The following is a 23,369-nucleotide window of genomic DNA, read 5'->3' as shown; positions in this document are numbered from 1 at the left end:
GTCAGGCACCTCGCTCGATGATGACGTTGTGGGCCGTGCACACGTGCTCGCCGTCGACCGTCTTGATCACGGTCTGCAGGTCGAGGCGCTCGTTGCGCCCGATGGAGCGGATGCCGGCGATCGTCGACTCGGCCGTGACGACGTCGCCCGCGTGCAGGGGCCGGTGGTACTCGAACCGCTGCTCGCCGTGGACGACCATCGCGTAGTTGAGGCCGAGCTCGGGGTCGGTCAGGGACGAGCCCATGATCGAGATGGCGATGGGGAAGGTCGGCGGCGCGATCACGTCGGGGTGCCCGGCGGTCTTGGCCGCCTCCGGGTCACGGTAGATCGGGTTCAGGTCGCCGATGGCGTCCGCGAACTCCCGGATCTTCAGCCGGGTGACCTCGTACGGCTCCGACGGCGGGAACGCCCGCCCGATGAAATCGCGGTTGAGCGCCATTCAATCCGTCCCTTCCCCGGGGAGTACCCGCGTCCGCGCCAGGTGATCGATGCTGCGACGTTAACAGACGCGCTTCAGCCCGCCCCGGCGACCAGGCCGGGACGGGCTGCGAACGTCAGGGAACGCCGACCGGCGAGCCCGCTCCCGCGTCAGCGGGTCTCGCGGTGCGCCTGGTGCTTGCGGCAGTTCGGGCAGTACTTCTTCAGCTCGAGGCGGTCCGGGTCGTTACGCCGGTTCTTCCGCGTGATGTAGTTGCGGTGCTTGCACTCCTGGCAGGCCAGCGTGATCTTTGGCCGTACGTCGGTGGCAGCCACGAGGGAGTGCCTTTCTGGTGAGGGACACTGGACAGCGACCTACCGCTCCCCTGCGAGAGGGGAGGCGGTGAGGTGGTAGCGGAGGCCGGACTTGAACCGGCGACACAGCGATTATGAGCCGCTTGCTCTGCCTGACTGAGCTACTCCGCCGCGTGGTCGGGACGACCGGAGAAAAGAATACCGGACTCTCCGTGCGTACCCGAACAGACGAAACCCCGGCCCACTGCGGCGGACCGGGATATCGGCTGCTAGAGCCCCCTTACGGAATCGAACCGTAGACCTTCTCCTTACCATGGAGACGCTCTGCCGACTGAGCTAAGGGGGCGTGCGCCCTTCCGCGCTCCGTAACCATACACGCTGCGCGGCTCCGACACGAAATCGATTCGCCGCCCCCGCTCACCGCCCGCCGTCCGGGTCCCCCGCAGAGCCCTCACGACCGCCCCTGACCTGTCCCTGAGCCGACCCTGACCTGTCCCTGAGAGCCCGGCGACGGCGGCGATCCCGGCCCTAACGTGATCAAGGTCCGCAGGTTCCCGGCCGGGTCCCACGTCGCTCCGGACGCCGTACGTCGGCGTCCGCTCAGAAGGGATGTCCCTTGGTCCTGACAGGCAGGCTCGCACGCTCTCGGGCCGCCGTACGGCGCGCCGGCGCGGCCGCCGTGCTCACGTTGGGCACTCTGGCCGTGTCCGGTCCGGTCGCCGTCCCCTCGGCGCACGCGTCGCCCGGTCCGCGCTGGGCACCGTGCGATCCGGAGTACTCCGGGGCGGAGTGCGCCACGCTCTCCGTGCCGGTGGACTGGGCCCACCCGGACGGGCCGAGGTTCGGTCTGGCGCTGGCGCGCCGCAAGGCCACCGGTCCCGGTACCCGCGTCGGCACGCTGGTGTTCGGCCCGGGCGGGCCCGGCGACTCGGGCGTGGACCGGGTGGTGACCGGGATCGACCGGTTCAGCCCGGAGGTCCGGGCCCGGTTCGACATCGTGAGCTTCGATCCGCGCGGCGTCGGTGGCAGCGCTCCGGTGACCTGCTCCCCGGAGCTGCTCGCCCGGCGCCCGTCCCCGAAGATCGACACCCAGGCGCGGTTCGCGGCCACCGTGGCGTACAACGAACGGCTCCGCGCCGACTGCCGGGCCCGCACCGGCCCGGTGTTCGACCATCTGGACACCGCGCAGACGATCCGCGACCTGGACGCCATCCGCGCCGCCCTCGGCGAGGCGAAGCTGACCTTCCACGGCAGCTCGTACGGCACGATGCTCGGCGCGCAGTACGCCGAGACCTACCCGCGCCGGGTCCGGGCCATGGTGCTGGAGAGCGTCATGGACCACGGCGTCCCCACCACGCGCGCCTTCCTCCGGGACCAGGCCGCCGCGGCGCAGGACTCCTTCGAGGAGTTCGTGCGCTGGTGCGACCGCGCGTCGGAGTGCGCGCTGCACGGCCAGGACGTCCACGCGGCCTGGCACGGGCTGCTGGCCCGCGCCGACCGCGGCGAACTGGCGAACCCCACGGCGCCGGGCACCGCCCTGTCGCCGATGGACCTGGTCAACGGGATCGCGTTCCGGTCGTTCTACCGGGCGGACTTCGCCGGCCTGGCTCAGAAGATCGCCGCCCTGGCGGCGAGCACGCCGATCCCGGCCGCCCCCACCTCCCCGGCGGCGCTGCCGACGACGACCCCGATCTTCTGCTCCGACTGGCATCTTCCCGTGCGCGACCAGCGGGAGTACGCCTCCCTCGTCCGCACGATGGAGCGGACCGCGCCGGACCTGCCGTACCTGCTGCCCCTGCACATGACGGCGGCGTGCCTCGGCTCGCCGACCGCCGATCCGCAGCACCGGCTCACGGCGCGCGGTGCGCCGCCGATCCTGCTGTCGAACGCCGTGCACGACCCCGCCACCGGCTACCCGTGGGCGGAGTCGGTGGCGCGGCAGCTCGGCGGCTCGGGCGTGCTGCTGACGTACGAGGGCTGGGGCCACGGCAGCGTCACGAACGGCCCCTGCATGGAGAACGCCGTCGACCGGTACCTCGTCGACCTGGAGGTCCCGCGCCGCGGCACCCGCTGCCCCGCCGTCTGAGCCCGTTCCGGGCGCGCTCAGCGCCGGGCGGACCCGGTCGTGGCCGCGGCGACGCCGAGCGCGATGTAGAGGCCGCCGGAGACGTACCGTGAGGCGCGCCCTCCGGCCCGGCCGCGCGGCAGTCGGCGCGCGACGGCGTTCGAGGCGAGGGAGTAGATCACGCGCACGCCCGCGCCGCACACGACGAACGTCATGCCCAGCAGGAGCACCTGCGGCCACGCGGGGGCGTCGGCGCTGACGAACTGCGGCAGGAAGGCGAGGAAGAACAGGGCGTTCTTCGGGTTGAGGGCGTTGACCAGCACGCCCTGCCCGTAGATCCGGGACAGCCGGGCGCGGCCGTCGGGCCGTTCCGCCGCCGTGTCCCGGCTGAGAACGCGCCGGACGCCGAGGTAGATCAGGTACGCCGCGCCGAGGTACCTCACCGTCGTGAACGCGGTGGCGGAGGCGGCGACGATCGCCGACAGGCCGAACGTCGCCGCCGCGACCTGGATGACGTCACCGGTGGACAGGCCGGCGGCGGACGCCAGGCCGGCCGCGCGCCCCTGGTCCACGCTCCTGGCGATCGTGTAGAGGATCGCCGGACCGGGGACGAGGAGGAACCCGACGGCGGTCGCGATGAAAACCTCATACGTCGTCATATCGGGCATGGTGCTCATTCTGGCGGCACGCCCGCCGCGTCAGCGGAGCAGGTGGCGGGCGATGACGACCTGCTGGATCTGGCTCGTCCCCTCGTAGATCCGGAACAGGCGCACGTCACGGTAGAGCCGCTCGACGACGACACCGCGCATGTAACCCATGCCGCCGAAGATCTGGACGGCGCGGTCGGCGACGCGACCGGCCATCTCCGAGCAGAAGTACTTCGCGCAGGAGGGGCCGAGCTTGCGGTCCTCCCCCGCGTCGTACGCCCTCGCCGCCTCCAGCACCATCGCGCGGCCCGCGTAGAGCTCGGTCTGCGAGTCGGCGATCAGTCCCTGGATGAGCTGGTACTCCCCGATCGCCCGGCCGCCCTGGCGCCGATCCTTGGCGTACGCGACCGTCTCGTCGAGGAGGCGCTGCGCCACGCCGACGCACACCGCCGCGATGTGCAGCCGGCCGTGCGCGAGCGAGGCCATCGCGGTGCGGAACCCGGTGCCCTCCTCGCCGACCATCGCCGTCGCCGGGACCCGTACGCCGTCGAGGTGGACCTCGGCCGTGTGCGCGCCGCGCTGGCCCATCTTCTCGTCGGACGGCCCGACGGTGAGGCCGGGCGTGCCCGTCTCCACGATGAACGTCGAGATCCCCCGCGACCCCTCGCCGCCGGTCCGGGCGAAGACCATGAACACGTCGGCCTCGGGCGCGTTGGTGATGAAGCGCTTGGCCCCGTCGATCCGGTAGTGGTCGCCGTCGCGTACGGCCTTCGTCGTCAGCGTGCTGGGGTCCGAGCCCGCCTCGGCCTCCGTCAGCGCGAACGCCCCGACGGCCTGCCCGGCGGCCAGCCGCGGCAGCCAGCGGTCCCGCTGCTCGTCGGTCCCGGCCTTGACGAGGACCTGCCCCGCGATGCCGTTGCTCGTGCCGAACATCGACCGGAACGCCGGGCTGGCGTACCCGAGCTCGAACGCGAGCCGCACCTCCTCGCTCATCGACAGGCCGAGCCCGCCGTACTCCTCCGGCAGCGCGTAGCCGAACAGGCCCATATCGCCTGCGGCCTGCCGGAGGTCCTCCGGGATGCGGTCCGTGGTCTCGATCTCGTCCTCGCGCGGGATCACCCGCTCGCGGACGAAGGTCCGTACGGCGTCGAGCACGTCTGCGAAGTCCTGGGCGTCCACGCGTCCTCCGATAACCGAATCGGATTCTTGTCCGGGACCACTGTAATCGGGCACACCCCTCTGATCGCCGTCGGCTCTGACTCTCTGTGAGCGCCCACACCGGGACGTGGTGACCGGCCGGACTCCGCGCCCTGGGATGATGCGGACCATGTCCTCCCCCGGCGATCAACGCACCGTACGGCCCCCGGCGGACGACGCGGAGATCCCGGCGTTCTGGCGGGCCCTCGGCCTCCCCGGCCTCATCGACGTGCACACCCACTTCATGCCGTCCAACGTCCTGGCCAAGGTCTGGGCGTACTTCGACCGGTTCGCCGAGACGGACGGCCGCCCTCGCTGGGAGATCCGGTACCGCCACGAGGAGGAGCGGCGGCTGCGCCTGCTGCGGGGGTTCGGGGTGCGGCGGTTCACCGCGATGCTCTACCCGCACCGTCCCGGGATGGCCCAGTGGCTCAACGACTGGGCGGCCGACTTCGCCGCGCGCACGCCCGACTGCCTGCGCACGGCCACCTTCTTCCCCGAGCCGGAGGCCGGCGCGTACGTCGCCGCGGCGATCGAGGACGGCGCCCGGGTGTTCAAGGCGCACATCCAGGTCGGGGCGTACGACCCCCGTGATCCACTCCTGGACCCGGTCTGGGGCCTGTTGGCGGAGTCGCGCACCCCGGTCGTCGTGCACTGCGGGTCCGGGCCGGAGGCGGGCCCGCACACGGGTCCGGCGGTGTTCGCCGAGGTCCTCGCCCGCCATCCCCGCCTGATCCCGATCGTGGCGCACCTGGGCATGCCGGAGTACGCGGAGTTCCTCGACCTCGCCGACCGCCATCCGGGTCTTCGCCTCGACACGACGATGACGTTCACCGACTTCGCCGAGGGCATGCACCCGTGGCCCACCGAGCTGACCCCCCGCCTGGCCGACCTCGGGGATCGCGTCCTGCTGGGCACCGACTTCCCGAACATCCCGTACTCGTACGCCCACCAGCTCGCGGCGCTGACGCGGCTCGACCTCGGCGACGACTGGCTGCGGGCCGTCTGCCACGACAACGCCGCACGGCTGTTCGCGCGCTGAGCCGCGCGCGACCGGTCAGCGGGCCCAGCCGGACGACCGCGTGACCGGACGCTCCTCCTCCACCGGAGCCTCCACGGGGCGCCCCTCGTACTCCGTCGACAGGACGATGTGGGTGTTCATCTCGCCGTGCTCGCCGAGGCGCTCGAGCAGCCCCTCCAGGTGCCGCATCGACGCGACGCGGACCCGCAGCATCGAGCACCAGCCTCCGCTGAGCTTGTGCACCTCGGTGACCTCGGGGAAGTCCTCGGCCGTCGTCGTGTTCAGCAGGCACCTGCCGAGCGCGCACCGCATCTGCACGAACGTCGTCAGCGGCAGGCCGGCCCGCGCCGCGTCGATCCGCGCCGAGTAGCCGCTGATCACCCCGGCCTCCTCCAGCCGGCGGACGCGCTCGGCGACGGCCGGCGGTGACAGGTGGACGTTCCGCGCGAGCCGCTTGTAGGAGAGGCGCCCGTCGCGCTGCAGCTCGGCGAGGATGCGCCAATCCGTCTGATCCAGCGGTCTGTCCATGCGAAAACCCTGCACCGGATATCTCCTTACGAACAAGCGGCGGATCCCCCGAATCTCCGCTCATCGCCCGTTCTGCCGCGACGGCGGAATTCCTAGCGTCTTACGCATGCGAACGCCCCCTGTGATGAACCCTCCGAACACCGTGTCCGCCCCGCGCGGACGCCCGATGACGGCGCTGTTCTGCGGAGCGGCCCTGATGAACGCGGCGATGGCCATGACCGGTGCGGTGAGCACGATCGTGGCCGGCGACCGGCTCGGCGCGGCCTGGGGCGCGGTGCCCAACACCGCGGGCGTCATCGGAACGGGCGTCGGCGCGCTCGCCCTGACCTGGCTCGCGGGACGGCGGAGCCGGCGCGCCGGCCTGGTCCTCGGGTACGCCGCGGCCGCGTTCGGCGCCGGCCTCGCGGTCGTCGCCGTGACCGTCGGCGACGTCCTGATCCTGACCCTCGGCATGCTGGTTCTGGGCCTCGGCAACGCCGGGGCGCAGCTGTCCCGCTACGCGGCCGCCGACCTGTACCCCGCGCACCGACGCGGGTTCGCCCTCGGCACGCTCGTCTGGGCCGGGACGGTCGGCGCGGTCGGCGGCCCGCTGCTGCTCGACCCGTCGAGCACCGCCGCGCACCGCCTCGGCGCGCCCGCGATGACGGGGCCGTTCCTGGCCGCGGCCGTCGCCGGTACGGTCGCGGTGGCCGCCGCCCTGGGCGCCCCCGCGGGTCGTGTCCAGGCAGCCGCCTCGCCCGTGCCGCTGCGCGACCTGGTGCGCACGTCCGCCGCCCGGTCCGCGCTGGCGGTCATGGTCGCGGCGCAGGTCGTCATGGTCGCCGTCATGACCGCCACCCCCGTGGACATGCACATGCACGGCCACGGGCTGGGCGCGGTCGGGATGACCCTGTCGGCGCACACGCTCGGCATGTTCGCGCTGTCGCCGCTCACCGGGCGGCTGTTCGACCGCGTCGGTGCGCGACCGGTCATGCTCGCCGGACTGCTGTCGCTGGCCGTCTCCGCGCTGCTCGCCGCGATCGCGCCGGGAGGCGACCTGGTGCTCCGGGCCGGCGCGCTGTTCCCGCTCGGCTACGGGTGGAACCTGTGCTTCGTCGGCGGCAGTGGCCTGCTCGCCCGCGACCTGCCCGCGGCGGAGCGGGCCCGCGTCGAGGGGGCGGTCGACGCGACGGTGTGGAGCATCGCGGCCGCCGCCAGTCTGGCCTCCACCCTCCTCCTGTCCGCCGGCGGGTATCCGGCCCTGGCGGCCCTGTCGTGCGCGCTCCTGGCGGTGCCGCTCGTCCTGGTCCTGTCCGGCCGTGACGTCGCGTCTCAGCGGATCTCCGGATAGCGGGGCGAGGACTCCTTCCGATCAGTCGGACAGCGGCCTCGCGGCACAGTGCAGGCGGTCGGCCAGTTCCTCCAGGACCCGCAGCAGCGCACCCCGGCCGTTCGCCCGGTGCCCGCGACCGACCGTCAGCGGTACGAGCCTGGCGACCGGACCGGTCGCGCAGTTGAAGGTCTGCTGCGTCACCAGCGTCCCCTCCGCGTGCTCCGCCACCTGGAACCGGCCGCACCACCACCACTGGCCGCGCGCCTGCACCCAGCCGGCGTCGCGATCGACCTCGATCGTGAGCGGAACCCCCGCCACGGCGGCGGTGAACGTGCTCGGGCCGCCGGAGACCGTCACGTACCGGTCGTCCATCGAGCCGAGGACGAGCGGCGCCTCCGCCCCCCGGAGCCGTCCGGTCGGCACGGCGAGGACCGCGCCGCGTACCTGGTCGATCGGTGCCTCGACGAGTCCCTCATGCGCGGACATGAGCGCGCCCGGACGCTGTGTGGTCATGGTGGCATTCCCCCCACCTCCCCCATTTCGGGAACGAGCTCCTGGGGGTCGGACATCCGTGAACCCATTGTCTCCCCCGGATCATCTTCCCGGAAATGAAAAAAGAACTACGCTGGTTGCCGACTTCTGTCATTTCGGCACATTTCGCAGTTCTTACAACAATTATATCAGCAGAGGGGGACAATTGTCCAACAGCGAGCTCGAGCTCGAACAGGATTACGTCGCGATGCTCTATCAGCGGGTCGACGAGCTGCGCGAACAGGCTTCCGGGCGGCTGACCGGCGTGCTCCGGGAGAACGACGGGACCCGGCAGGCGCGCGTCGAGCGGGAGTCCGCGTTCTCCCGATACACCGAGCGGGTGGCGAGGTTGGACGCGGCCGAGAACGGCCTGTGCTTCGGCCGGCTCGACCTGCGCGCCGGCGGGCGCCACTACATCGGCCGGATCGGCATCCTCGACGACTCTGACGAGGACGCCGATCCGCTGCTGGTCGACTGGCGCGCGCCGGCCGCGCGCCCGTTCTACGTGGCCACGGCCGCCGCGCCGGAGGGCGTACGCCGCCGTCGTCACATCACCACGCGCCACCGCAGGGTGGTGGACCTGGACGACGAGATCCTGGACAGCGAGGCGCTGGACACCGCCGGCGGGGAGGGGCTGATCGGGGAGGCCGCGCTGCTGGCGGCGGTCAACGCCGGACGCACCGGCCGGATGCGGGACATCGTCGAGACCCTGCAGGCCGAACAGGACGAGATCATCCGCTCCGACCACCGGGGCGTGCTGGTCGTGCAGGGCGGGCCGGGCACGGGGAAGACCGCCGTCGCGCTGCACCGCGCCGCGTACCTCCTCTACACCCACCGGCGCCTGGCCGGACGCGGCGTCCTGGTCGTGGGCCCGAACGCGACCTTCCTGCGGTACATCGGCCAGGTGCTGCCCGGCCTCGGCGAGACGAACGTGCTGTTGTCCACGGTCGGCGGGCTGTTCCCCGGCGTCGCGGCCCGGCGCGCCGAGCCGCCCGCGGTCGCCGAGGTCAAGGGCAGGGCGCTGATGGCCGAGGTGGTGGCCGCCGCCGTACGGGACCGGCAGGCCCCGCCCGGCGGCCCGGTGGAGATCCCGTACGGCGGCGAGGCGCTACGGCTCGAGGAGGAGGACTACCGGCGTGCCGCGGCGGTGGCGCTCAGCGGTCCGGTGCTGCACAACCAGGCGCGGCGGATCTTCGTCCGCGAGATCCTCGACCTGCTCACCCGGCAGGTCGCCGAGCGGATCGAGGCCGTCATCCTCGACGACGGCGGGCGGCCCCTCGACGGCGGTGACGAGCAGGGCGTGCTCGGCGACGCGGACGTACGGGCCCTGCTCGCGGCCGGGTACCCCGAGGACCTGCTGGACTCCGCGGAGGAGGCACGGTCGCTGCTCGACGAGTCCGATCTGGCCGACCTGCGCGGGGAGCTCGCCGCCAGCGCGGACGTACGGGCCGCCCTCGCCGAGCTGTGGCCCAGCCTGACACCGCAGCGGTTGCTGGAGGACCTGTTCGCCGATCCGCGGCGGCTCGCGTCGGCCGCGCCCGGCCTCACCGAGGAGGAGCGGAACCTGCTGCTGCGGGCACCCGGCGGCGGCTGGTCCCCGGCGGACGTGCCCCTGCTGGACGAGGCGGCCGAACTGCTGGGCGAGGACGACCGGGCGGCCGCCGCACAGGCGAAGGCCCGGGCACGGGCGGCGGCCGAACGCCGGGAGCAGATCGCGTACGCGCAGGGCGTGCTCGACATCACGATCGGCTCGCGGTCCACCGACCTGGAAGAGGGCGAGGAGGCCGAGATCCTCACCGCCGCCGACCTGCTCGGGGAGGAGGCGCTCGCCGAGCGGCATGAGGTCGTGACCCACCGGACGGTGGCCGAACGGGCCGCCGCCGACCGGACCTGGACGTTCGGGCACGTGATCGTGGACGAGGCGCAGGAACTGTCGGAGATGGCCTGGAGGCTGCTCATGCGGCGCTGCCCGAGCCGCTCGATGACGATCGTCGGCGACGTGGCCCAGACCGGTGACGCCGCCGGCACGTCCTCGTGGGAGCGGGTGCTCCGGCCGCACGTCGGCGACCGGTGGCGGCTCGCGCAGCTGACCGTCAACTACCGCACCCCGGCCGAGATCATGGCCGTCGCGGCCGACCTGCTCGCCGCGCTCGACCCCGGCCTGCGGCCGCCTCGCTCGGTACGGGAGACGGGACGGGCGCCCTGGCGTCTGGCCGCCGCCCCGGCCGACCTCCCGAAGGTCCTGGCCGAGGTGACCGCGCGCGAGGCGGCATCGCACGATGACGGCCGCCTCGCCGTCATCGTCCCCGACGCCCGGCTCGCCGAACTCGCCGCCGTCGTCACCGCCGTCGTCCCCGAACTGGCCTACGGCGCCGATCCCGACCTGGAGCGCCGGGTGGTCATGCTGACCGTACGCCAGGCCAAGGGCCTGGAGTTCGACTCGGTCCTGATCGCCGACCCGGCCGCGATCCTGGCCGCGTCCCCGCGCGGCCGGAACGACCTGTACGTCGCCCTGACCCGCGCCACGCAGCGGCTCGGCATCCTCCACCCGGGCCCGCCCCCTGCCGAGCTGGCCGGACCGTCGGTGCCTGAGCTCGGCGCCGACCGGGCCTGACGCCGACCCGCCCGAGCAGGCCGTACGCCCGCTGAGCACGCCGAGCCCGAATCCGCCGCCTCCGTGCGGATCCGGGCTCGGCGATCGGTCGGCCGGCGTCGACGGCCTCAGGCGGCGTACCGGGAACCGGGCAGGCGGGCGGTGTGGACGAAGAAACCCTTGATGTTGCGCAGGACGGCGGTGAAGGCGTCGAGGTCGACGGGTTTCGTCACGTAGGCGTTGGCGTGCAGCAGGTAGATGGCGCTGATGTCGTCGATGTTCGCGGAGGTGGTGAAGATGACCACCGGGATCGACCGCAGCTCCGGATCGGACTTGACCTGTTCCAGCACCGCCCGCCCGCTGTACTTCGGCAGGTTCAGGTCCAGGAGCACCAGGTCCGGGCGGGCCGCGTCGGCGTACGGGCCGCGCCGGTAAAGGAAGTCGAGGGCCTGCTCCCCGTCCTCCAGCAGGATGAGCCGCGCCGGAGCGTCGGCGTCATGCTCGGTGAAGGCCTCCTGGATGAGGATCTGGTCGCCCGGGTCGTCCTCGACGACGAGAATGGAGACCGGCCGCCGCGCGGCGTTCACTCCGTCACCGCCGGCGCGTCGGGCTCGTCCGCGCTGTTCTTGTCGTCGTCGTGGTCGCTGAACAGGGTGAGCAGTCCTTCGACGCGGTGGTCGGCATCCGCGGGGTGCCGGAACGGACGGGTGGGATCGACGCTGTAGTGGTTCCGGCGCCCGACCTTGGTGCGGGTGATGTACTCGGCTCCTTCGAGATCGTTCACGATCGTCTGGGCGGCGCGTTCGGTGATGCCGATCGTGTCGGCGATGTCCCGTAGCCGCGAGTGCGGGTTGCGGGCGATCACGATCAGCACCCGGGCATGGTTGGTCAAGAAGGTCCAGGGCTTCTCATCGACCATGCCGCCGTGCCGCCCCACTTGGCCTCCTCTTCCGGTCGCGCGCGCCACGCGGCGACCGACCCCGACTCCTGACTCACGTTTACCGAATATTATTTCATGAAGACTTGACCCTTGCTACGGGCGGGTGGACGCTCAAAAGGTGCTGACACAGCCTGCTCCTCGGCCGACGCCGGCCGGGGACCCGATCGGCACCGCCGTCATGATCACCATCAACGTCGTGGGTGATCAGGTGAACGTCGTCCTGACCGGTGAGATCGACGCGACCAACGCCGACCGGCTGCGCACGGCCCTGTTCACCCACCTCGACGACGGCCGCTCTCAGGTGGTCCTCGACATCAGCGCTCTGACCTTCATCGACTGCTCCGGCCTGGCCGTCATACGGAAGGCCGCCGCGTACGCCGAGGCCCTGGGCGGGTCCGTCCGGCTGACCGGCGAACCACGCCCCCGCGTCCAGCGGATCCTGCGACTGACCAGGATCGCCGGATCGGCGGCGGCGGTCTAGCCGCACGTACGCCGCAAGCCGTCACCAGATCCCTTATCCCGCACATCTTCGATTCCCATCCCGTACGCCCCCATCCCCTATCTCGTAAGGCCGATCCCCACGCCGTACGCGCCGGGTCCCGTCCGTACGCGAGCGGTGCGGGCAATTTGCCGAACCGGCAACAGAACGCGCGGCAGCCGCGCCGGTCGCTGGATGATCCAGCCGACGTACTCATTCGGCGAGGATCGAAACCCTGGGGGAACCAATGCCGCAGTCCGTACCGGTCACCGACCTCACGCACCGTCTCGTCCCGACCCCCGCCGGCCGCATCCACCTGGTGGAGCAGGGCTCCGGGCCGCTGGTGCTGCTGGTCCACGGGTTCCCCGAGACGTGGTACTCCTGGCGCCACCAGTTGCCGGCACTGGCCGCGGCCGGCTACCGGGCCGTCGCCGTCGACGTACGGGGCTACGGCCGCTCCTCCAAGCCCGAGGACGTGGCCGCGTACCGGATGCTGGAACTGGTCGAGGACAACGCCGCCGTGGTGCACGCGCTGGGAGAGCGGACGGCGGTGATCGTGGGCCACGACTGGGGCGCGACCATCGCCGCCGACTCCGCCCTCCTGCGGCCCGACGTCTTCCGCGCGGTCGGCCTGCTGAGCGTGCCGTACGCCCCTCGCGGCGGACCACGGCCGAGCGAGATCTTCGCGCGAATGGGTGGGGACGAGGAGTTCTACGTCCGCTACTTCCAGGAGCCCGGCCGGGCCGAGGCCGAGATCGAACCGGACGTCCGCGGTTGGCTCGCCGGCTTCTACGCCGCGCTGTCCGCCGACACCATGCCGCCCGCCGGCGCCCCGGACCCGCACTTCGTCTCCCCGGGCGGGACGCTGCGCGACCGGTTCCCCGCCGGCCGGCTACCCGCCTGGCTCGGCGAGGACGATCTCGACGTGTACGCCGCGGAGTTCGAGCGGACCGGCATGAGCGGGGCGCTCAACCGCTACCGGAACATGGACCGGGACTGGGAGGACCTCGCCGACCTCGACGGCGCCCCCATCACCCAGCCGTCCCTGTTCATCGGCGGCGCGCTGGACGCCTCCACCACCTGGATGGCCGACGCCATCGAGGCGTACCCCACCACCCTGCCCGGCCTGGTCTCCTCGCATCTCCTCGACGGCTGTGGCCACTGGATCCAGCAGGAGCGCCGTACGGAGGTCAACGAGATCCTCACCGACTGGCTCGCCGCCCTGCCCGCCTAGGTGTACTGACCACGGACGTTGGTAACGGCGACACGGCTGGATGATCTTGAAATAGGGAGGACCTCCTGGCGAGGTGTGTGTCACCACGACACGCACATCTCGTCCTGGAGGTCCTTCATGGTCCACGCTAACGCCAAACTCACCCCCCGGGGCCGGTTGGAGCTGGCGCGTTGCGTCGTGGCTTGCACAGTGCCGGGACTGCCTGGCGTGGATCGCCGCCGGATGGCAGGGGCTGCGCTGCAATCGGTGTCGGCACTGGCGGGAGAGGAATCCGCAGGGCCGGTGCTGCCGCTGTGGCCGGGACGGCCTCGCGGTACGCGACGGCCGCTGCCGTGGCTGCCACCCCTACCGCACGAGAGCCACCCAGCGCCTGGTGGAGGAGTTCGGCCGGTACCGGCGAGAGAGCCGACCCGACTACACCAAGAACGCCCGGACCCTCACCTACCTGGTGTACTGGCTCGGCGCCGAGACGGCCTTCTTCGAAAGTGATGTGTACGACCTGGCCGAGCTCGACGCGAATCTCGCGGCCGCGCCTGTCTGCAAGTTCCTCCGCGACCGAGGCTTGCTCGTGGAGGATCCCGACCTGCACGAGGACGCAGACCTGGTGTGGATTGAGACCACGCTCGCAGCCCTGCCGGAGCTCGTTGCGAGCGAGGTGGCAACCTGGGTGGCGGTCCTGCACGGCCAGGGACGCCGCGAATCTGAGCCCCGTGGCTACGACGGCATCCGCCGCTACCTCTCCACGCTCCAGCCCATTCTCACCGCGTGGACCACCGACGGCGTGACCACCCTGAGAGAGATCACCGCCGCCGATGCGAAGACGGCCTTGGACGGTCTTGCTGGCCACGCCCGCAGAGGGCTCGCCATTGCCCTGCGCAGCTTGTTCCGGGCGTTGAAACGAGAGCGAGTGATCTTCAGCGATCCCACCCGGGACCTGCCGGTGGGCGATCTCAAGAGCGTCCCCAGATCCGTCCCCTCCGACCTCCTGGCTGGGCTCCTGGACGAGACGAAGAGCCCGCTCGGACGCCTGGTCATCGCGCTGGTCGCCATCCACGCCCTTCGCGGACACGAGATCAGCGCCCTACATACCGCCGACCTCGACCTGGCCCGCGGCACCCTCGAAGTGCGTCGCGGCCTGTTGCGGCACACCCTCTACCTGGAAGAACTCACCCACCAACTCGCCGCCGATTGGTTGACCCACCGCCAACAACGGTGGCCCGGCTCACTCAACCCCCACCTGCTGGTCAGCCAGAAGAGCGCAGTCGACCCCGACCACCCGCCCGTCAGCGCCAACCTCCTCCGTAAAGCGATCCCGCGCGGGCTGACCATGGAAGGCCTGCGCCAGGACCGCATCCTCAACGAGGCGGCTGAGAGCGCCGACCCCCTCAAGCTGATGCGGCTCTTCGGCATCACCGAGCAGACCGCCCTCCGCTACGTCACCACCGCCCACCCCGAGTGCACCGCCAAACTCCCCAGGTAACCGCCTCATGCGACGGAATCGCTGCGCTGGCACGCGCCGAGGCCGCCATCGCCCTGCGCCACCTGCTGCCCGTCCTCGCGGACTGCCGGATGGCCTAGCCGCCCGAGTGGAAACCCCACACCGTCGTGCGCGGTCTTGAGCACCTCTGGCTGACCACGTCGCGCTGAGCGCGGGAACCCGCCCCACGGCCGGGGCGGGTCAGGCGGCGGAAACGGGCGGCCGGAGGGCCCCGCCGCTGCCGAGCACCTCGGGCGGTCGGCGCTTGGCGAGCGACGGGAGCGCGGCGGCGAACTGCCGGAGCGCGGCATCGAGGTCGGCCAGCGGTGCCGTCGGAGCCGGTTCCGGCAGCTCGGGCAGCGGGTCGGCCGGGGCGGACAGCGCGCGGCGCAGCAGCCTGACGGTCTGGGCGGTGGCACGTTCGCGCGGGCCGGGCTCGCCCGCGGCCAGGGCGTACACCGGGCCGCGGGTCGCGAGCAGCGCCTCGCCGGCGTCGGCCGGCGTGATCCCGTGCCCCGCGCACAGCTTCCGGGCGGCCGTCCGGTACAGCCGGTGCGAACGCGCGCTGGAGTCCAGGCTGCTGGCTGCGGCGTCGAACGCGGCGAGCGCCTTGGCAGTGGGAGCCCCGTCGAGGCGGGCGTCGAGCAGCGAGCCGAGTGCGCCGAGGGTCGCGCCCAGCCGGGCGCGCAGCGCGTCGCTGGTCCGCACCGGCACGAGGAACCAGCCCACGGCCACCGCCAGCACCGCCCCCAGGACCAGGGCCTGCAGGCGGATGAGCAGCAGGTGCTGGGCGGACTCGCCGAAGTACCCGTAGAACAGGGACAGCGCCGTGGTGATGCCGGCGGCGTAGAAGGCGTAGTTGTAGGAGCGCAGGGTCGAGGCCACCGCCAGCACCACGAAGATCAGGACGATGCTGGTCGTGCCGTGGGGTTCGGCCACCGCGGCGACGAGGGCCGCGAGCAGCGTGCCCGCCATCGCGCCCAGTCCGCGTTCGATGCCCTTGAGGGCCAGGTCGCCGCGGCCGACCGTGCCGAGGCTGACGACCATCGCGCTGATCACGCACCACTGCCAGTGCTCGCCGAACAGCAGGTGCCCGAAGGAGAACGCGGCGGTCAGCGCCACCGCCATCTGAAGGACCATCCGCGTGCGGGTCGACAGTCCGGCGCGCTGCGCGGACCGCTTGGCAGGGGCCTGCCCCGGCTGCGAACCCGGGAGGCCGGTCAGCCTCTCGGCGACCCGGCGCACGACGCGCACCCACACGAAGGCACTGAGCCCCACCAGCGCCATCCATCCGCAGACCGGCCACCAGGCCATGCGCCCCGTGCCGGATCCGGCGGACAGCAGCGAGGCGATCAGCGCCAGCGGAACCAGCGCCCCCAGTCGGGTGACCGCCGCTCCGAACCGCCTGGCCCAGATCGAACCCGCCATCAGCAGCACGAACACCGCCCCGCCGACCACGGGGTGTCCGGCCATCTGCGAACCGAGCCACACGCTCGCCCCCGCGAAGACCGAGAGCGCGGCGGCCGCCATGAACTTCTCGGGTACCGGCTCACCGCCGGGGCGCCGCGCCACCGTGAACGCGAAGATCACGGCCGGCACCGCGAGCACCGCCGCCGGGTAGCCCGCGGCGAGGCGCGCGATCTCCATCGCCGTGAAGGAGGAGCCAAGCACGGCGGCCATGGCCACCATCGAATAATAAACCTTGATTAGCATTCCCGCCCTCTACATGGCCACCTTTACGCAGATTACCGGGGCATCTCTCCTGCTAATGCTACACGATGGTTTAGTATTGACTGATGGACACTGACGACTGTGCCCAGGCCCTGCTCCAGGGCCTACTCCGACTGGGCTCCCGACTGCGCCACGAGCGCCCGCCCGGTGCCCTGACCGCGAACAAGATCATGGTGCTCGGTCATCTGCGCCGGAACGGGCCCTGCACCCCCAGCGCGGTGGCCCTCGCTGAGCACCAGCAACTCCAGGCCCTGACCCGGACCTTCGCCGAACTGGAGGCGGACGGCCTGATCACCAGGGAGCGCTCGGCGACCGACCGGCGCGCCTCGATCCTCGCGATCGCCGACGCCGGCGTCCAGGCACTGGCCGACGATCTCGCGCAGCGGGCCGAATGGCTCGGCGGCGCCCTCGGCGCGCTCAGCCCGGTCGAGCAGCAACTGCTCGCACTCGCCGGCCAACTGCTCAACCAGTTGGCCGACGCCCCCGCCACGGCCGGCCCGGACAAGCGGGCGGCGACGCGCACTCCCTAAGGAATAACCCCTGTGACTCTGCGTCCTTTCCTGTCAGCGCCCTCACGGCGGCGAACCCGCGCATGGCTGCCCCAGAGGTAGGCAGCCGCACGCGGGTTCGGCAGGGATGGTGGCCAGGATTCTGCGAACCTGCGCGCTTGGGACCATTCCACGAACAAGATCCGCACCTACCTACCAGGCCGGCAGACCGCCCACACCATCCCCGAACGATCCGACCGGCTCACCGCCCGAACCCGGCGCGCGCACCGTCCCCGCGGGTCCGGCCCGGGCATCCACCGGCCGCGCGACGTCTCCGGGTTCGAATCCTGGACTCGCTACATCAGGTGGGTCGGGCCCTGAACAGCAGAGATGCGGTCAGGGGCCGACCTTGTTCTGTCCGGCTGCCCACGGCTGTCAGCGGCCATGGGGGGTGGCTCTGCCGAATACGTGTTCAATCCGCGCAGGGTTCCCCCTGTCCGATAACGGCGGGTTCGTCACCCCGATCGGCCGAACCGGTGGCCGGGGCGGCTCCGGTCCGCCGCCCGCGGTGTGCCGAATGATTCCGCGCAGATTCCGGATCTTGGTCTTCGCTCGGTTGAGAGCTACGTGCCGTATATCTCCGGAAACTCGCACATGATCGCTGCCACCGTCTGCTCGGGCGTCATTCCCGTGCCGTCGACGGCGGCGTAGCGGTAGCCGTCCTGATTGGCGGCGATCGTCGTGTCGACCGTGTCGACTTGATCCACGATGTCGCGCCACTCCTGCGTGGTCCGCTTGGCGCGCGTGAGGCGACGGTGCTGGCGCTCATCTGGCTGCACGAGCAACTGGACCATGTACACCTCGTCCACCTCGGGGACGAGCTCGCGGAAGCTCCAGAAGTCATCGCGGGTGGTGAAGAAGCTCCCCGCGATGACGTTCTCGAAGCCCGCAGCCCAGTAGTTCCGGACGAGGCCTGCAACGTTGGCTCGCAGCAGCCGCCAGAACGCATCGTCGTACAAACACGGATTGACCTGGCCCAGGTCTTCGGCATCGATCCGCGCTCCGCGCGGCGTATGTGGCAACAGCGCACGGATGATCGTGGTCTTACCTGCGCCTTCCTGCCCTGAGACAAGGATCAACCGACGGGCGGCAGGGCGGCTCGGATGTGGGGTGTCATCGGAGCTAGTCACGATCACCAAGTTTCTCAAGAACCATGTGGCCCACGCTGGTTCTGGAAGACAACGATCGGCTGGCACTCCGCCCGGAGATCCACGAGACGCGCTGCTCGGCTCGTCCTGGGTCGATGGCAGGCGGGATGACCAGGCTTCACGCGTGCGCCGCCGCCTTGAAAAACGTTGCTCGTGCGGCATGTCACAGCAGAGCCGCACCATCGTCCAGGACGCGTGGAAGGCGTTCGCCAGTCACGACGCCGACCGAATTGCTGCGGTCTTTACCGACGACGCTGAGTGGCTCGCGCCACCAGAGAACGCTACCGCCGTCGCGCTGGGGGGCTCCAGCCATCTGGTCGGCAAGAAGGCGATCGTGCGCTTCCTCGCCGAGGACTTCCCCCGTTTCTTCGTGCGAGACGTCACGGTCACCTTCCACGGGTTCTACGCCGACGGCGAGCGCGTGATCGTAGAGGAGACCATGACGGCGACTCTGGCCAACGGCAACCACTACGCCAACGACTACTGCTTCGTCTTCGAACTCCAGGACGGCCTGATCCACCGGGTCCGCGAATACATGGACACGGCCCGCGGGCACCGCATGGTCTTCGGCTAGGCTCCGCGCCCTGCGCACGGCTCCCCCTGCCTGGTCAGCCCGTCTGCCTTCGTCCCGCCTGTGCCTGGTGTGGCCCCCTCCCGGAGCCGGAAGCGCCTCCTATCCGTCCCACCCGGTGACGCGGTCAACTTGGAGATCGCGCAGACGGGCATTGGCGAAATTCGCGCCGGTGGCGTCGGTCAGACCATAGGGATGGCTGCCGGTGTTGACGTAGCCGAGGAGACCTCCGGTGAGGTCGGCGTCACGTAGATCAGCCTCGCGAAGATCACAACCGGCAAGACTCGTGCCCCTCAACGACGCCCCTCGGAGGTCAGCGCCCCGGAAGTCGCACATCTTGAAGAAGCACCCATCGAGGGTCGCGTGGCGAAGGTCGGCACCGACGAACGAGCAGCGGGCGAACCGCAGTTGCTGTGTCCGTACCGACGCGAGATCTTCGCCATCGAAGACCTGCCGGTCTACGGCTGCGAAGTATGGAAGCCGTCCCAGCATCTGCTTCGGGGTCACCTCGTAAGTCATGCTCGCTATCGTGTCAGCGGGTCTAAGCGGTCGCTATCCCATCAACCGACGCAATCGGCTGATTGAGGCACCTCTGGAGGCTCCGCCGCCCCAGACTCCCGCGAGCCGGCACTCACCCGCGCGATGAGGTCTGTCACCACGTCCCGCCGTTCGCGCGGGCGAGCGTCACGGAGCGATGTGCTCGGCACCCTCATCGCCGTGGCAACGGCCATCGCCACCGGCGCCAACACCGCCTCGTTCATGCGCGTCGGCTGGGGGGCCGTGGCGGTCCTGGCGGTCGTCGCCGTGGTCAAGAGCAGAAGGGGCCGATAGAGCCCCGGCCGTGTGGCCATCAACATCGAGAGCGGTCCCTGTCCCTCGGACGAGGGGCCGCTCTCCCTCACAACAGGCCAAGATATCCGGCGCACCCAGGTCGCCGCGGGGGCCGGACACAGCCCCCGGAGGGCGCGGGGAGCGCCGCGTGACCGCTCTCCCGGCGTTGACCGGTATTGGACCCGACCCGCCGGAGACGATTACTGAAAGTCGGACACAGCCGGACAGTAGCGAAACGGCCCTTCACCAGCGTCACCGCTGGTGAAGGGCCGTTCTCCCTCGTGTGGCGGGTCCAGGGTTCGAACCTGGGTAGGCTAAGCCGACGGATTTACAGTCCGCTCCCATTGGCCACTCGGGCAACCCGCCGGGTAAGCCGCCGTAGCGACGCTCAGAAGGATAGCGGACTCTGAGCCCAAGGGTGACATCGGTTTCGGTCGGCCGGGGCACCGACGTCGGTGGCCGTGGAGCGGGCGATCGCTCACTAGGCTCTCCAGAGAGATCGTCGTTACCCGTGAGGACATGAACCGTGGCTTCGGAAAGCTCTTTCGACATCGTGTCAAAGCTCGACCGCCAGGAGGTGGACAACGCTCTCAACCAGGCCGCCAAGGAGATCGCCAACCGATTCGACTTCCGCAACGTCGACGCGGGGATCCGGTGGTCCGGCGAGACCATCGAGGCTCAGGCCAACAGCGAGGAGCGGGCCAACGCCGTCCTCGACGTCTTCAAGGAGAAGCTGGTCAAGCGCGGCGTCTCCCTTAAGGCGATCGACGCCGGCGAGCCGAAGGCGTCCGGGAAGCTCTACAAGCTCACCATCGGGCTGAAGGAGGGCATCTCCCAGGAGGACGCCAAGAAGATCAGCAAGATCATCCGGGATGAGGGCCCGAAGGGTGTGCGGGCGCAGATCCAGGGTGAGGAGCTGAGGGTCAGCTCGAAGAAGAAGGACGACCTGCAGACGGTGATCACCCTGCTCAAGGGCAAGGACCTGGACGTCGCCCTGCAGTTCACGAACTATCGGTAGTCGATCACAGGATCCGGCCGTCCACCCACCGTCCGCCTTCGAAGGGCACATCCGGGGTACATGACCGAGAGCGCCGTGAACGATCGTGCGCGTCTTCTCATGTGCCCCGGGCCACTCCCCCACATGCTCATTCAGGGTGATCGTCGGCGTTGAGTGGCCATGCCGGCTCATGTCCCGGAATCTTCCGAACCGGGATCGACCCCCAGGAGGTAGGCCGGGCGGGACGCTGATGCGATGATCGACCGATGGCTGCCGAGCAGGATACGGCTTCGTACGATCGGACGTGCCGCGAGTGCGGTAGGCCGTACAGCTTCGGGTCCCGCGACCAGGGCGGCCCATTCCACTTCATGATCGTCTCGATGTACTCGCAGCCCGGTGACCGTGTACGGATCGTGGGCCACTGGCGAAGCGGTGACTGGGTGGTCGGCCAGACTCTGCACCTTCGGCGGCGTGACGGCCGTCATGTCCCGATCACGGACGCGGAGATGCTGCCCGCGATCAACCAGGCCTGCGAGCAGCGTGGGCAGCGAGCTCTTCTCGTCCGGAGCGACAAGCACCTCCAGCCGCGCGGGTGTATCTGGTTCTTCCCCGGAGGCGTGCCCGAGGGCGAACTGACAGGGCACATCGACGGCACATGACGACGTGATCAAGCATTGACCGGCGCCACCGCGCGGGCCGGGACCGGCTCAGCCGGCGAGGCGGGAGCGGTCGTCGGGGGTCAGGCGGCGGGCGAGGTCGGTCAGGTCCAGGTCGAGCGCCTGGGCGAGGGCGGCGACGGTGAAGAAGGTGGGGGCCGCGATGGCGCCGCGTTCGATCTTGCGGAGGGTGTCGAGGGAGATGCCGGCCTCGGCGGCGACGGACGCCGCGCTGCGCGGGCCGCGGGCGGCGCGCAGCACCTGGCCGAGGGCCCGGCCGCGGTCGCGCTGGTCTTCGGTCAGCGGGGTTCGCACCATGCGCAGGATTATATGGCTGGTATTAAAATCTACGGCATGGTGACACTGAGAAGTCGGGCCGAGATCGAGCGGATGCGTGCGGCGGGCCAGGTGGTCGGGGAGACGTTGCGCAGGGTGACCGACGCGGTCCGGCCGGGCGTCAGCCTCGCGGAGCTGGACGCCATCGCGGTCGCCTGCCTCAAGGAGCACGGGGCGCGCTCGTCGTTCCTGGACTACCACCCCTCCTGGGCTCCCATGCCGTATCCGGGAGTGCTGTGCCTGTCAGTGGACGACGTGATCGTGCACGGCCTTCCGGATGGGCGCGTCCTCGAGGCCGGGGAGATCCTGTCGATCGACTTCGGCGCGGAGGTTGACGGCTACCACGGTGACGCGGCGGTGACGGTGCCCGTCGGCGAGGTCGACGACGAGGCCCGGCGGCTGATGGAGACCACCCGGGCGGCGCTGAGGGCCGCGATCGAGGCCGCCGTGCCCGGTGGGCGGATGGGCGACGTGGGCTACGCCGTGGAGACGATCGCCGGGCCGTACGGGCTGCTGGACGGGTACGGCGGCCACGGGGTCGGGACGGCCATGCACGAGGACCCGCACGTTCCCAACAGGGGGCGGCCGGGGCGCGGCCTGCGGCTGCGGGAGGGTCTGGTCATCGCGATCGAACCGATGCTGATCGAGAGCGGCGTCTGCGAGGGTCGTACGCTCGCCGACGGCTGGTCGGTCGCGACGGTCGACGGCAGCCGGGCCGCGCACTTCGAGCACACCATCGCGATCACCGCGGACGGCCCGCTGGTCCTGACGGCCTGACCCCCGGCCGACGCCGGGCGGTCGGCGCCCGTCACCTCCGGTAGCCGGCCATCTCCTCGAGGCGGGCGATGCGCTGGGCTGTCGGGGGGTGGGTCGAGAACAGGCGGACGACGCCCTCCCCCCGGAACGGGTTGGCGATCATGAGGTGGCTCACCGCGGTCAGGCGGCCGTCCTCCGGAAGCGGCAGTCGCCGCGTGCCGCCCTCGATCTTGCGGAGGGCGGAGGCCAGGGCGAGCGGATCGCCGCTGAGCTGGGCGCCCGAGGCGTCGGCCTGGAACTCGCGGGTGCGGCTGATGGCCAGCTGCACGATCGTGGCCGCGATGGGGCCGAGGACCATCATCAGCAGCGCGCCGAGCACGCCCGGACCGTCCTCGTCGTCGGAGTTGCCCAGGGGGATGAACCAGGCGAGGTTCGCCACCCAGGTGACGACGGCGGCGAGGGCCCCTGCCACCGAGGAGATCAGGATGTCGCGGTTGTAGACGTGCGACAGCTCGTGCGCGAGGACGGCCCGCAGTTCCCGCTCGTCCAGGAGCTGGAGGATGCCCGTCGTGCAGCAGACCGCGGCGTTGCGCGGGTTGCGGCCGGTGGCGAAGGCGTTCGGCGCGATCGTGGGCGAGATGTACAGGCGCGGCATGGGCTGCCGGGCGCCGGTCGACAGCTCCCGGACGATGCGGTACATCGCGGGCTGCTCGACCTCGCTCACCGGCCGGGCGCGCATGGCCGACAGGGCGATGCGATCGCTGAGGAAATAGGCGACGCCGTTCGTGATCAGTGCGATCACCAGGGCGATCGTCAGACCGGCACGGCCGCCCAGCGCGCCTCCGATGAGGAGGATCAGCGCCGACATGACCCCCAGCAGGGCGGCCGTCTTGACACCGTTGAAACGCAACTGCGGCACCTCCCCTTGTCCCCATAGGATCAACGGGCTGACCTGGAGGGATGTTCCCTGTCAGGGCCTGTCTCGAAGTCCCCGCCGGTAGCGGGCGGTGTCCAGGTGGTGCCTCGCGATGCGGAGGAGG

The 23,369-nt window shown here is 71.0% G+C and carries 25 protein-coding genes and 3 tRNA genes; 12 read left to right on the top strand and 16 right to left on the bottom strand.

Going from position 1 to position 23,369, the window contains the following annotated elements; translation table 11 throughout:
• Position 1 precedes the first annotated feature (1 nt).
• From AB0L00_RS01655 to AB0L00_RS01640, 4 genes are all read right to left on the bottom strand, one after another.
• The gene (locus tag AB0L00_RS01655; RefSeq protein ID WP_364406727.1) at positions 2–439 is read right to left on the bottom strand and encodes a MaoC family dehydratase N-terminal domain-containing protein; all 438 of its coding nucleotides are present in this window, start codon (positions 437–439) and stop codon (positions 2–4) included.
• Positions 440–588: 149 nt separating this feature from the next.
• The gene (rpmG, locus tag AB0L00_RS01650; RefSeq protein ID WP_252780260.1) at positions 589–753 is read right to left on the bottom strand and encodes a 50S ribosomal protein L33; all 165 of its coding nucleotides are present in this window, start codon (positions 751–753) and stop codon (positions 589–591) included.
• Positions 754–826: 73 nt separating this feature from the next.
• Positions 827–903 (bottom strand) — tRNA-Met (locus tag AB0L00_RS01645).
• Positions 904–1,005: 102 nt separating this feature from the next.
• Positions 1,006–1,078, bottom strand: a tRNA-Thr gene (locus tag AB0L00_RS01640).
• Positions 1,079–1,348: 270 nt separating this feature from the next.
• On the opposite strand from AB0L00_RS01640, the gene AB0L00_RS01635 reads away from it, so the two are divergent.
• A complete protein-coding gene (locus tag AB0L00_RS01635; RefSeq protein ID WP_364426967.1) occupies positions 1,349–2,818 on the top strand; it encodes an alpha/beta hydrolase in 1,470 nt (489 codons plus the stop codon).
• A 17-nt stretch (positions 2,819–2,835) separates the two neighbouring features.
• Here AB0L00_RS01635 and AB0L00_RS01630 read toward each other — a convergent pair whose 3' ends face one another.
• Both AB0L00_RS01630 and AB0L00_RS01625 read right to left on the bottom strand, forming a co-directional pair.
• A complete protein-coding gene (locus AB0L00_RS01630; RefSeq protein ID WP_364426964.1) occupies positions 2,836–3,456 on the bottom strand; it encodes a LysE family translocator in 621 nt (206 codons plus the stop codon).
• Positions 3,457–3,495: 39 nt separating this feature from the next.
• Complete coding sequence (locus tag AB0L00_RS01625) at positions 3,496–4,623, bottom strand: acyl-CoA dehydrogenase family protein (protein WP_364426962.1); 1,128 nt, start codon at positions 4,621–4,623, stop codon at positions 3,496–3,498.
• 148 nt (positions 4,624–4,771) lie between these two features.
• Between AB0L00_RS01625 and AB0L00_RS01620 the strand changes: the two genes are divergently transcribed.
• Complete coding sequence (locus AB0L00_RS01620; RefSeq protein WP_364426959.1) at positions 4,772–5,683, top strand: amidohydrolase family protein; 912 nt, start codon at positions 4,772–4,774, stop codon at positions 5,681–5,683.
• Positions 5,684–5,698: 15 nt separating this feature from the next.
• On the opposite strand, the gene AB0L00_RS01615 is transcribed toward AB0L00_RS01620, so the two are convergent.
• Positions 5,699–6,190: an Lrp/AsnC family transcriptional regulator gene (locus AB0L00_RS01615; protein WP_345352585.1), complete on the bottom strand. Its 492-nt coding sequence runs from the start codon at positions 6,188–6,190 to the stop codon at positions 5,699–5,701.
• Between the two features lie 106 nt (positions 6,191–6,296).
• On the opposite strand from AB0L00_RS01615, the gene AB0L00_RS01610 reads away from it, so the two are divergent.
• Positions 6,297–7,520: an MFS transporter gene (locus AB0L00_RS01610; protein WP_364426956.1), complete on the top strand. Its 1,224-nt coding sequence runs from the start codon at positions 6,297–6,299 to the stop codon at positions 7,518–7,520.
• Positions 7,521–7,541: 21 nt separating this feature from the next.
• Here the strand turns inward: AB0L00_RS01610 and AB0L00_RS01605 are convergent, their stop codons facing one another.
• Positions 7,542–8,015 carry a hypothetical protein gene (locus AB0L00_RS01605; RefSeq protein ID WP_364426953.1) on the bottom strand — a complete coding sequence of 158 codons (474 nt, stop codon included), beginning with the start codon at positions 8,013–8,015 and terminating at the stop codon, positions 7,542–7,544.
• A 184-nt stretch (positions 8,016–8,199) separates the two neighbouring features.
• Here AB0L00_RS01605 and AB0L00_RS01600 point away from each other — a divergent pair, with 184 nt between their 5' ends.
• On the top strand, positions 8,200–10,647 hold the full coding sequence (locus tag AB0L00_RS01600) for an ATP-binding domain-containing protein (RefSeq protein WP_364426950.1): 2,448 nt from the start codon (positions 8,200–8,202) through the stop codon (positions 10,645–10,647).
• A gap of 107 nt (positions 10,648–10,754) precedes the next feature.
• On the opposite strand, the gene AB0L00_RS01595 is transcribed toward AB0L00_RS01600, so the two are convergent.
• Together AB0L00_RS01595 and AB0L00_RS01590 are read right to left on the bottom strand one after the other, a co-directional pair.
• Complete coding sequence (locus tag AB0L00_RS01595) at positions 10,755–11,213, bottom strand: response regulator (RefSeq protein WP_364426947.1); 459 nt, start codon at positions 11,211–11,213, stop codon at positions 10,755–10,757.
• Positions 11,210–11,563 (bottom strand): helix-turn-helix domain-containing protein, encoded by a 354-nt coding sequence (locus AB0L00_RS01590; RefSeq protein ID WP_364426944.1) that lies wholly within the window; start codon positions 11,561–11,563, stop codon positions 11,210–11,212. The genes AB0L00_RS01595 and AB0L00_RS01590 overlap by 4 nt, the downstream gene beginning before the upstream one ends.
• Positions 11,564–11,684: 121 nt before the next feature.
• Between AB0L00_RS01590 and AB0L00_RS01585 the strand changes: the two genes are divergently transcribed.
• The 3 genes from AB0L00_RS01585 to AB0L00_RS01575 all read left to right on the top strand — a co-directional run bounded on the left by AB0L00_RS01585 (position 11,685) and on the right by AB0L00_RS01575 (position 14,758).
• Positions 11,685–12,047: an STAS domain-containing protein gene (locus AB0L00_RS01585; RefSeq protein ID WP_364426942.1), complete on the top strand. Its 363-nt coding sequence runs from the start codon at positions 11,685–11,687 to the stop codon at positions 12,045–12,047.
• A gap of 244 nt (positions 12,048–12,291) precedes the next feature.
• On the top strand, positions 12,292–13,278 hold the full coding sequence (locus AB0L00_RS01580) for an alpha/beta hydrolase (RefSeq protein WP_364426940.1): 987 nt from the start codon (positions 12,292–12,294) through the stop codon (positions 13,276–13,278).
• Positions 13,279–13,651: 373 nt separating this feature from the next.
• Positions 13,652–14,758 (top strand): hypothetical protein, encoded by a 1,107-nt coding sequence (locus AB0L00_RS01575; RefSeq protein WP_364426937.1) that lies wholly within the window; start codon positions 13,652–13,654, stop codon positions 14,756–14,758.
• Between the two features lie 198 nt (positions 14,759–14,956).
• Here AB0L00_RS01575 and AB0L00_RS01570 read toward each other — a convergent pair whose 3' ends face one another.
• Positions 14,957–16,435, bottom strand: coding sequence for an FUSC family protein (locus AB0L00_RS01570; protein ID WP_364426934.1), 1,479 nt, complete (start codon positions 16,433–16,435; stop codon positions 14,957–14,959).
• 116 nt (positions 16,436–16,551) lie between these two features.
• Between AB0L00_RS01570 and AB0L00_RS01565 the strand changes: the two genes are divergently transcribed.
• Positions 16,552–17,016, top strand: coding sequence for a MarR family transcriptional regulator (locus AB0L00_RS01565; RefSeq protein WP_364426932.1), 465 nt, complete (start codon positions 16,552–16,554; stop codon positions 17,014–17,016).
• A 581-nt stretch (positions 17,017–17,597) separates the two neighbouring features.
• Here AB0L00_RS01565 and AB0L00_RS01560 read toward each other — a convergent pair.
• A complete protein-coding gene (locus AB0L00_RS01560; protein WP_364426929.1) occupies positions 17,598–18,164 on the bottom strand; it encodes a hypothetical protein in 567 nt (188 codons plus the stop codon).
• Positions 18,165–18,306: 142 nt separating this feature from the next.
• Between AB0L00_RS01560 and AB0L00_RS01555 the strand changes: the two genes are divergently transcribed.
• Positions 18,307–18,756, top strand: coding sequence for a nuclear transport factor 2 family protein (locus AB0L00_RS01555; protein WP_364426926.1), 450 nt, complete (start codon positions 18,307–18,309; stop codon positions 18,754–18,756).
• A gap of 99 nt (positions 18,757–18,855) precedes the next feature.
• Here AB0L00_RS01555 and AB0L00_RS01550 read toward each other — a convergent pair whose 3' ends face one another.
• Together AB0L00_RS01550 and AB0L00_RS01545 are read right to left on the bottom strand one after the other, a co-directional pair.
• The gene (locus AB0L00_RS01550; RefSeq protein WP_364426924.1) at positions 18,856–19,272 is read right to left on the bottom strand and encodes a pentapeptide repeat-containing protein; all 417 of its coding nucleotides are present in this window, start codon (positions 19,270–19,272) and stop codon (positions 18,856–18,858) included.
• A 596-nt stretch (positions 19,273–19,868) separates the two neighbouring features.
• A tRNA-Tyr gene (locus AB0L00_RS01545) sits at positions 19,869–19,950 on the bottom strand.
• A gap of 160 nt (positions 19,951–20,110) precedes the next feature.
• Here AB0L00_RS01545 and AB0L00_RS01540 point away from each other — a divergent pair.
• Both AB0L00_RS01540 and AB0L00_RS01535 read left to right on the top strand, forming a co-directional pair.
• Complete coding sequence (locus AB0L00_RS01540) at positions 20,111–20,602, top strand: YajQ family cyclic di-GMP-binding protein (protein WP_364426921.1); 492 nt, start codon at positions 20,111–20,113, stop codon at positions 20,600–20,602.
• Between the two features lie 359 nt (positions 20,603–20,961).
• The gene (locus AB0L00_RS01535; protein WP_364426918.1) at positions 20,962–21,240 is read left to right on the top strand and encodes a hypothetical protein; all 279 of its coding nucleotides are present in this window, start codon (positions 20,962–20,964) and stop codon (positions 21,238–21,240) included.
• Between the two features lie 48 nt (positions 21,241–21,288).
• On the opposite strand, the gene AB0L00_RS01530 is transcribed toward AB0L00_RS01535, so the two are convergent.
• Entirely contained in the window at positions 21,289–21,555 is a 267-nt protein-coding gene (locus AB0L00_RS01530; RefSeq protein ID WP_364426915.1) for a helix-turn-helix transcriptional regulator, read from the bottom strand.
• Positions 21,556–21,591: 36 nt separating this feature from the next.
• On the opposite strand from AB0L00_RS01530, the gene map reads away from it, so the two are divergent.
• A complete protein-coding gene (map, locus tag AB0L00_RS01525; protein WP_364426912.1) occupies positions 21,592–22,350 on the top strand; it encodes a type I methionyl aminopeptidase in 759 nt (252 codons plus the stop codon).
• A gap of 31 nt (positions 22,351–22,381) precedes the next feature.
• On the opposite strand, the gene htpX is transcribed toward map, so the two are convergent.
• Positions 22,382–23,239 (bottom strand): zinc metalloprotease HtpX, encoded by an 858-nt coding sequence (gene htpX, locus AB0L00_RS01520; protein ID WP_345352534.1) that lies wholly within the window; start codon positions 23,237–23,239, stop codon positions 22,382–22,384.
• Positions 23,240–23,369 lie beyond the last annotated feature (130 nt).

Origin of the sequence: Actinoallomurus sp. NPDC052308, assembly GCF_040679195.1 — a bacterium.
GTDB lineage: Bacteria > Actinomycetota > Actinomycetes > Streptosporangiales > Streptosporangiaceae > Actinoallomurus > Actinoallomurus liliacearum.
This window is presented reverse-complemented; position numbering and strand designations above follow the sequence as displayed.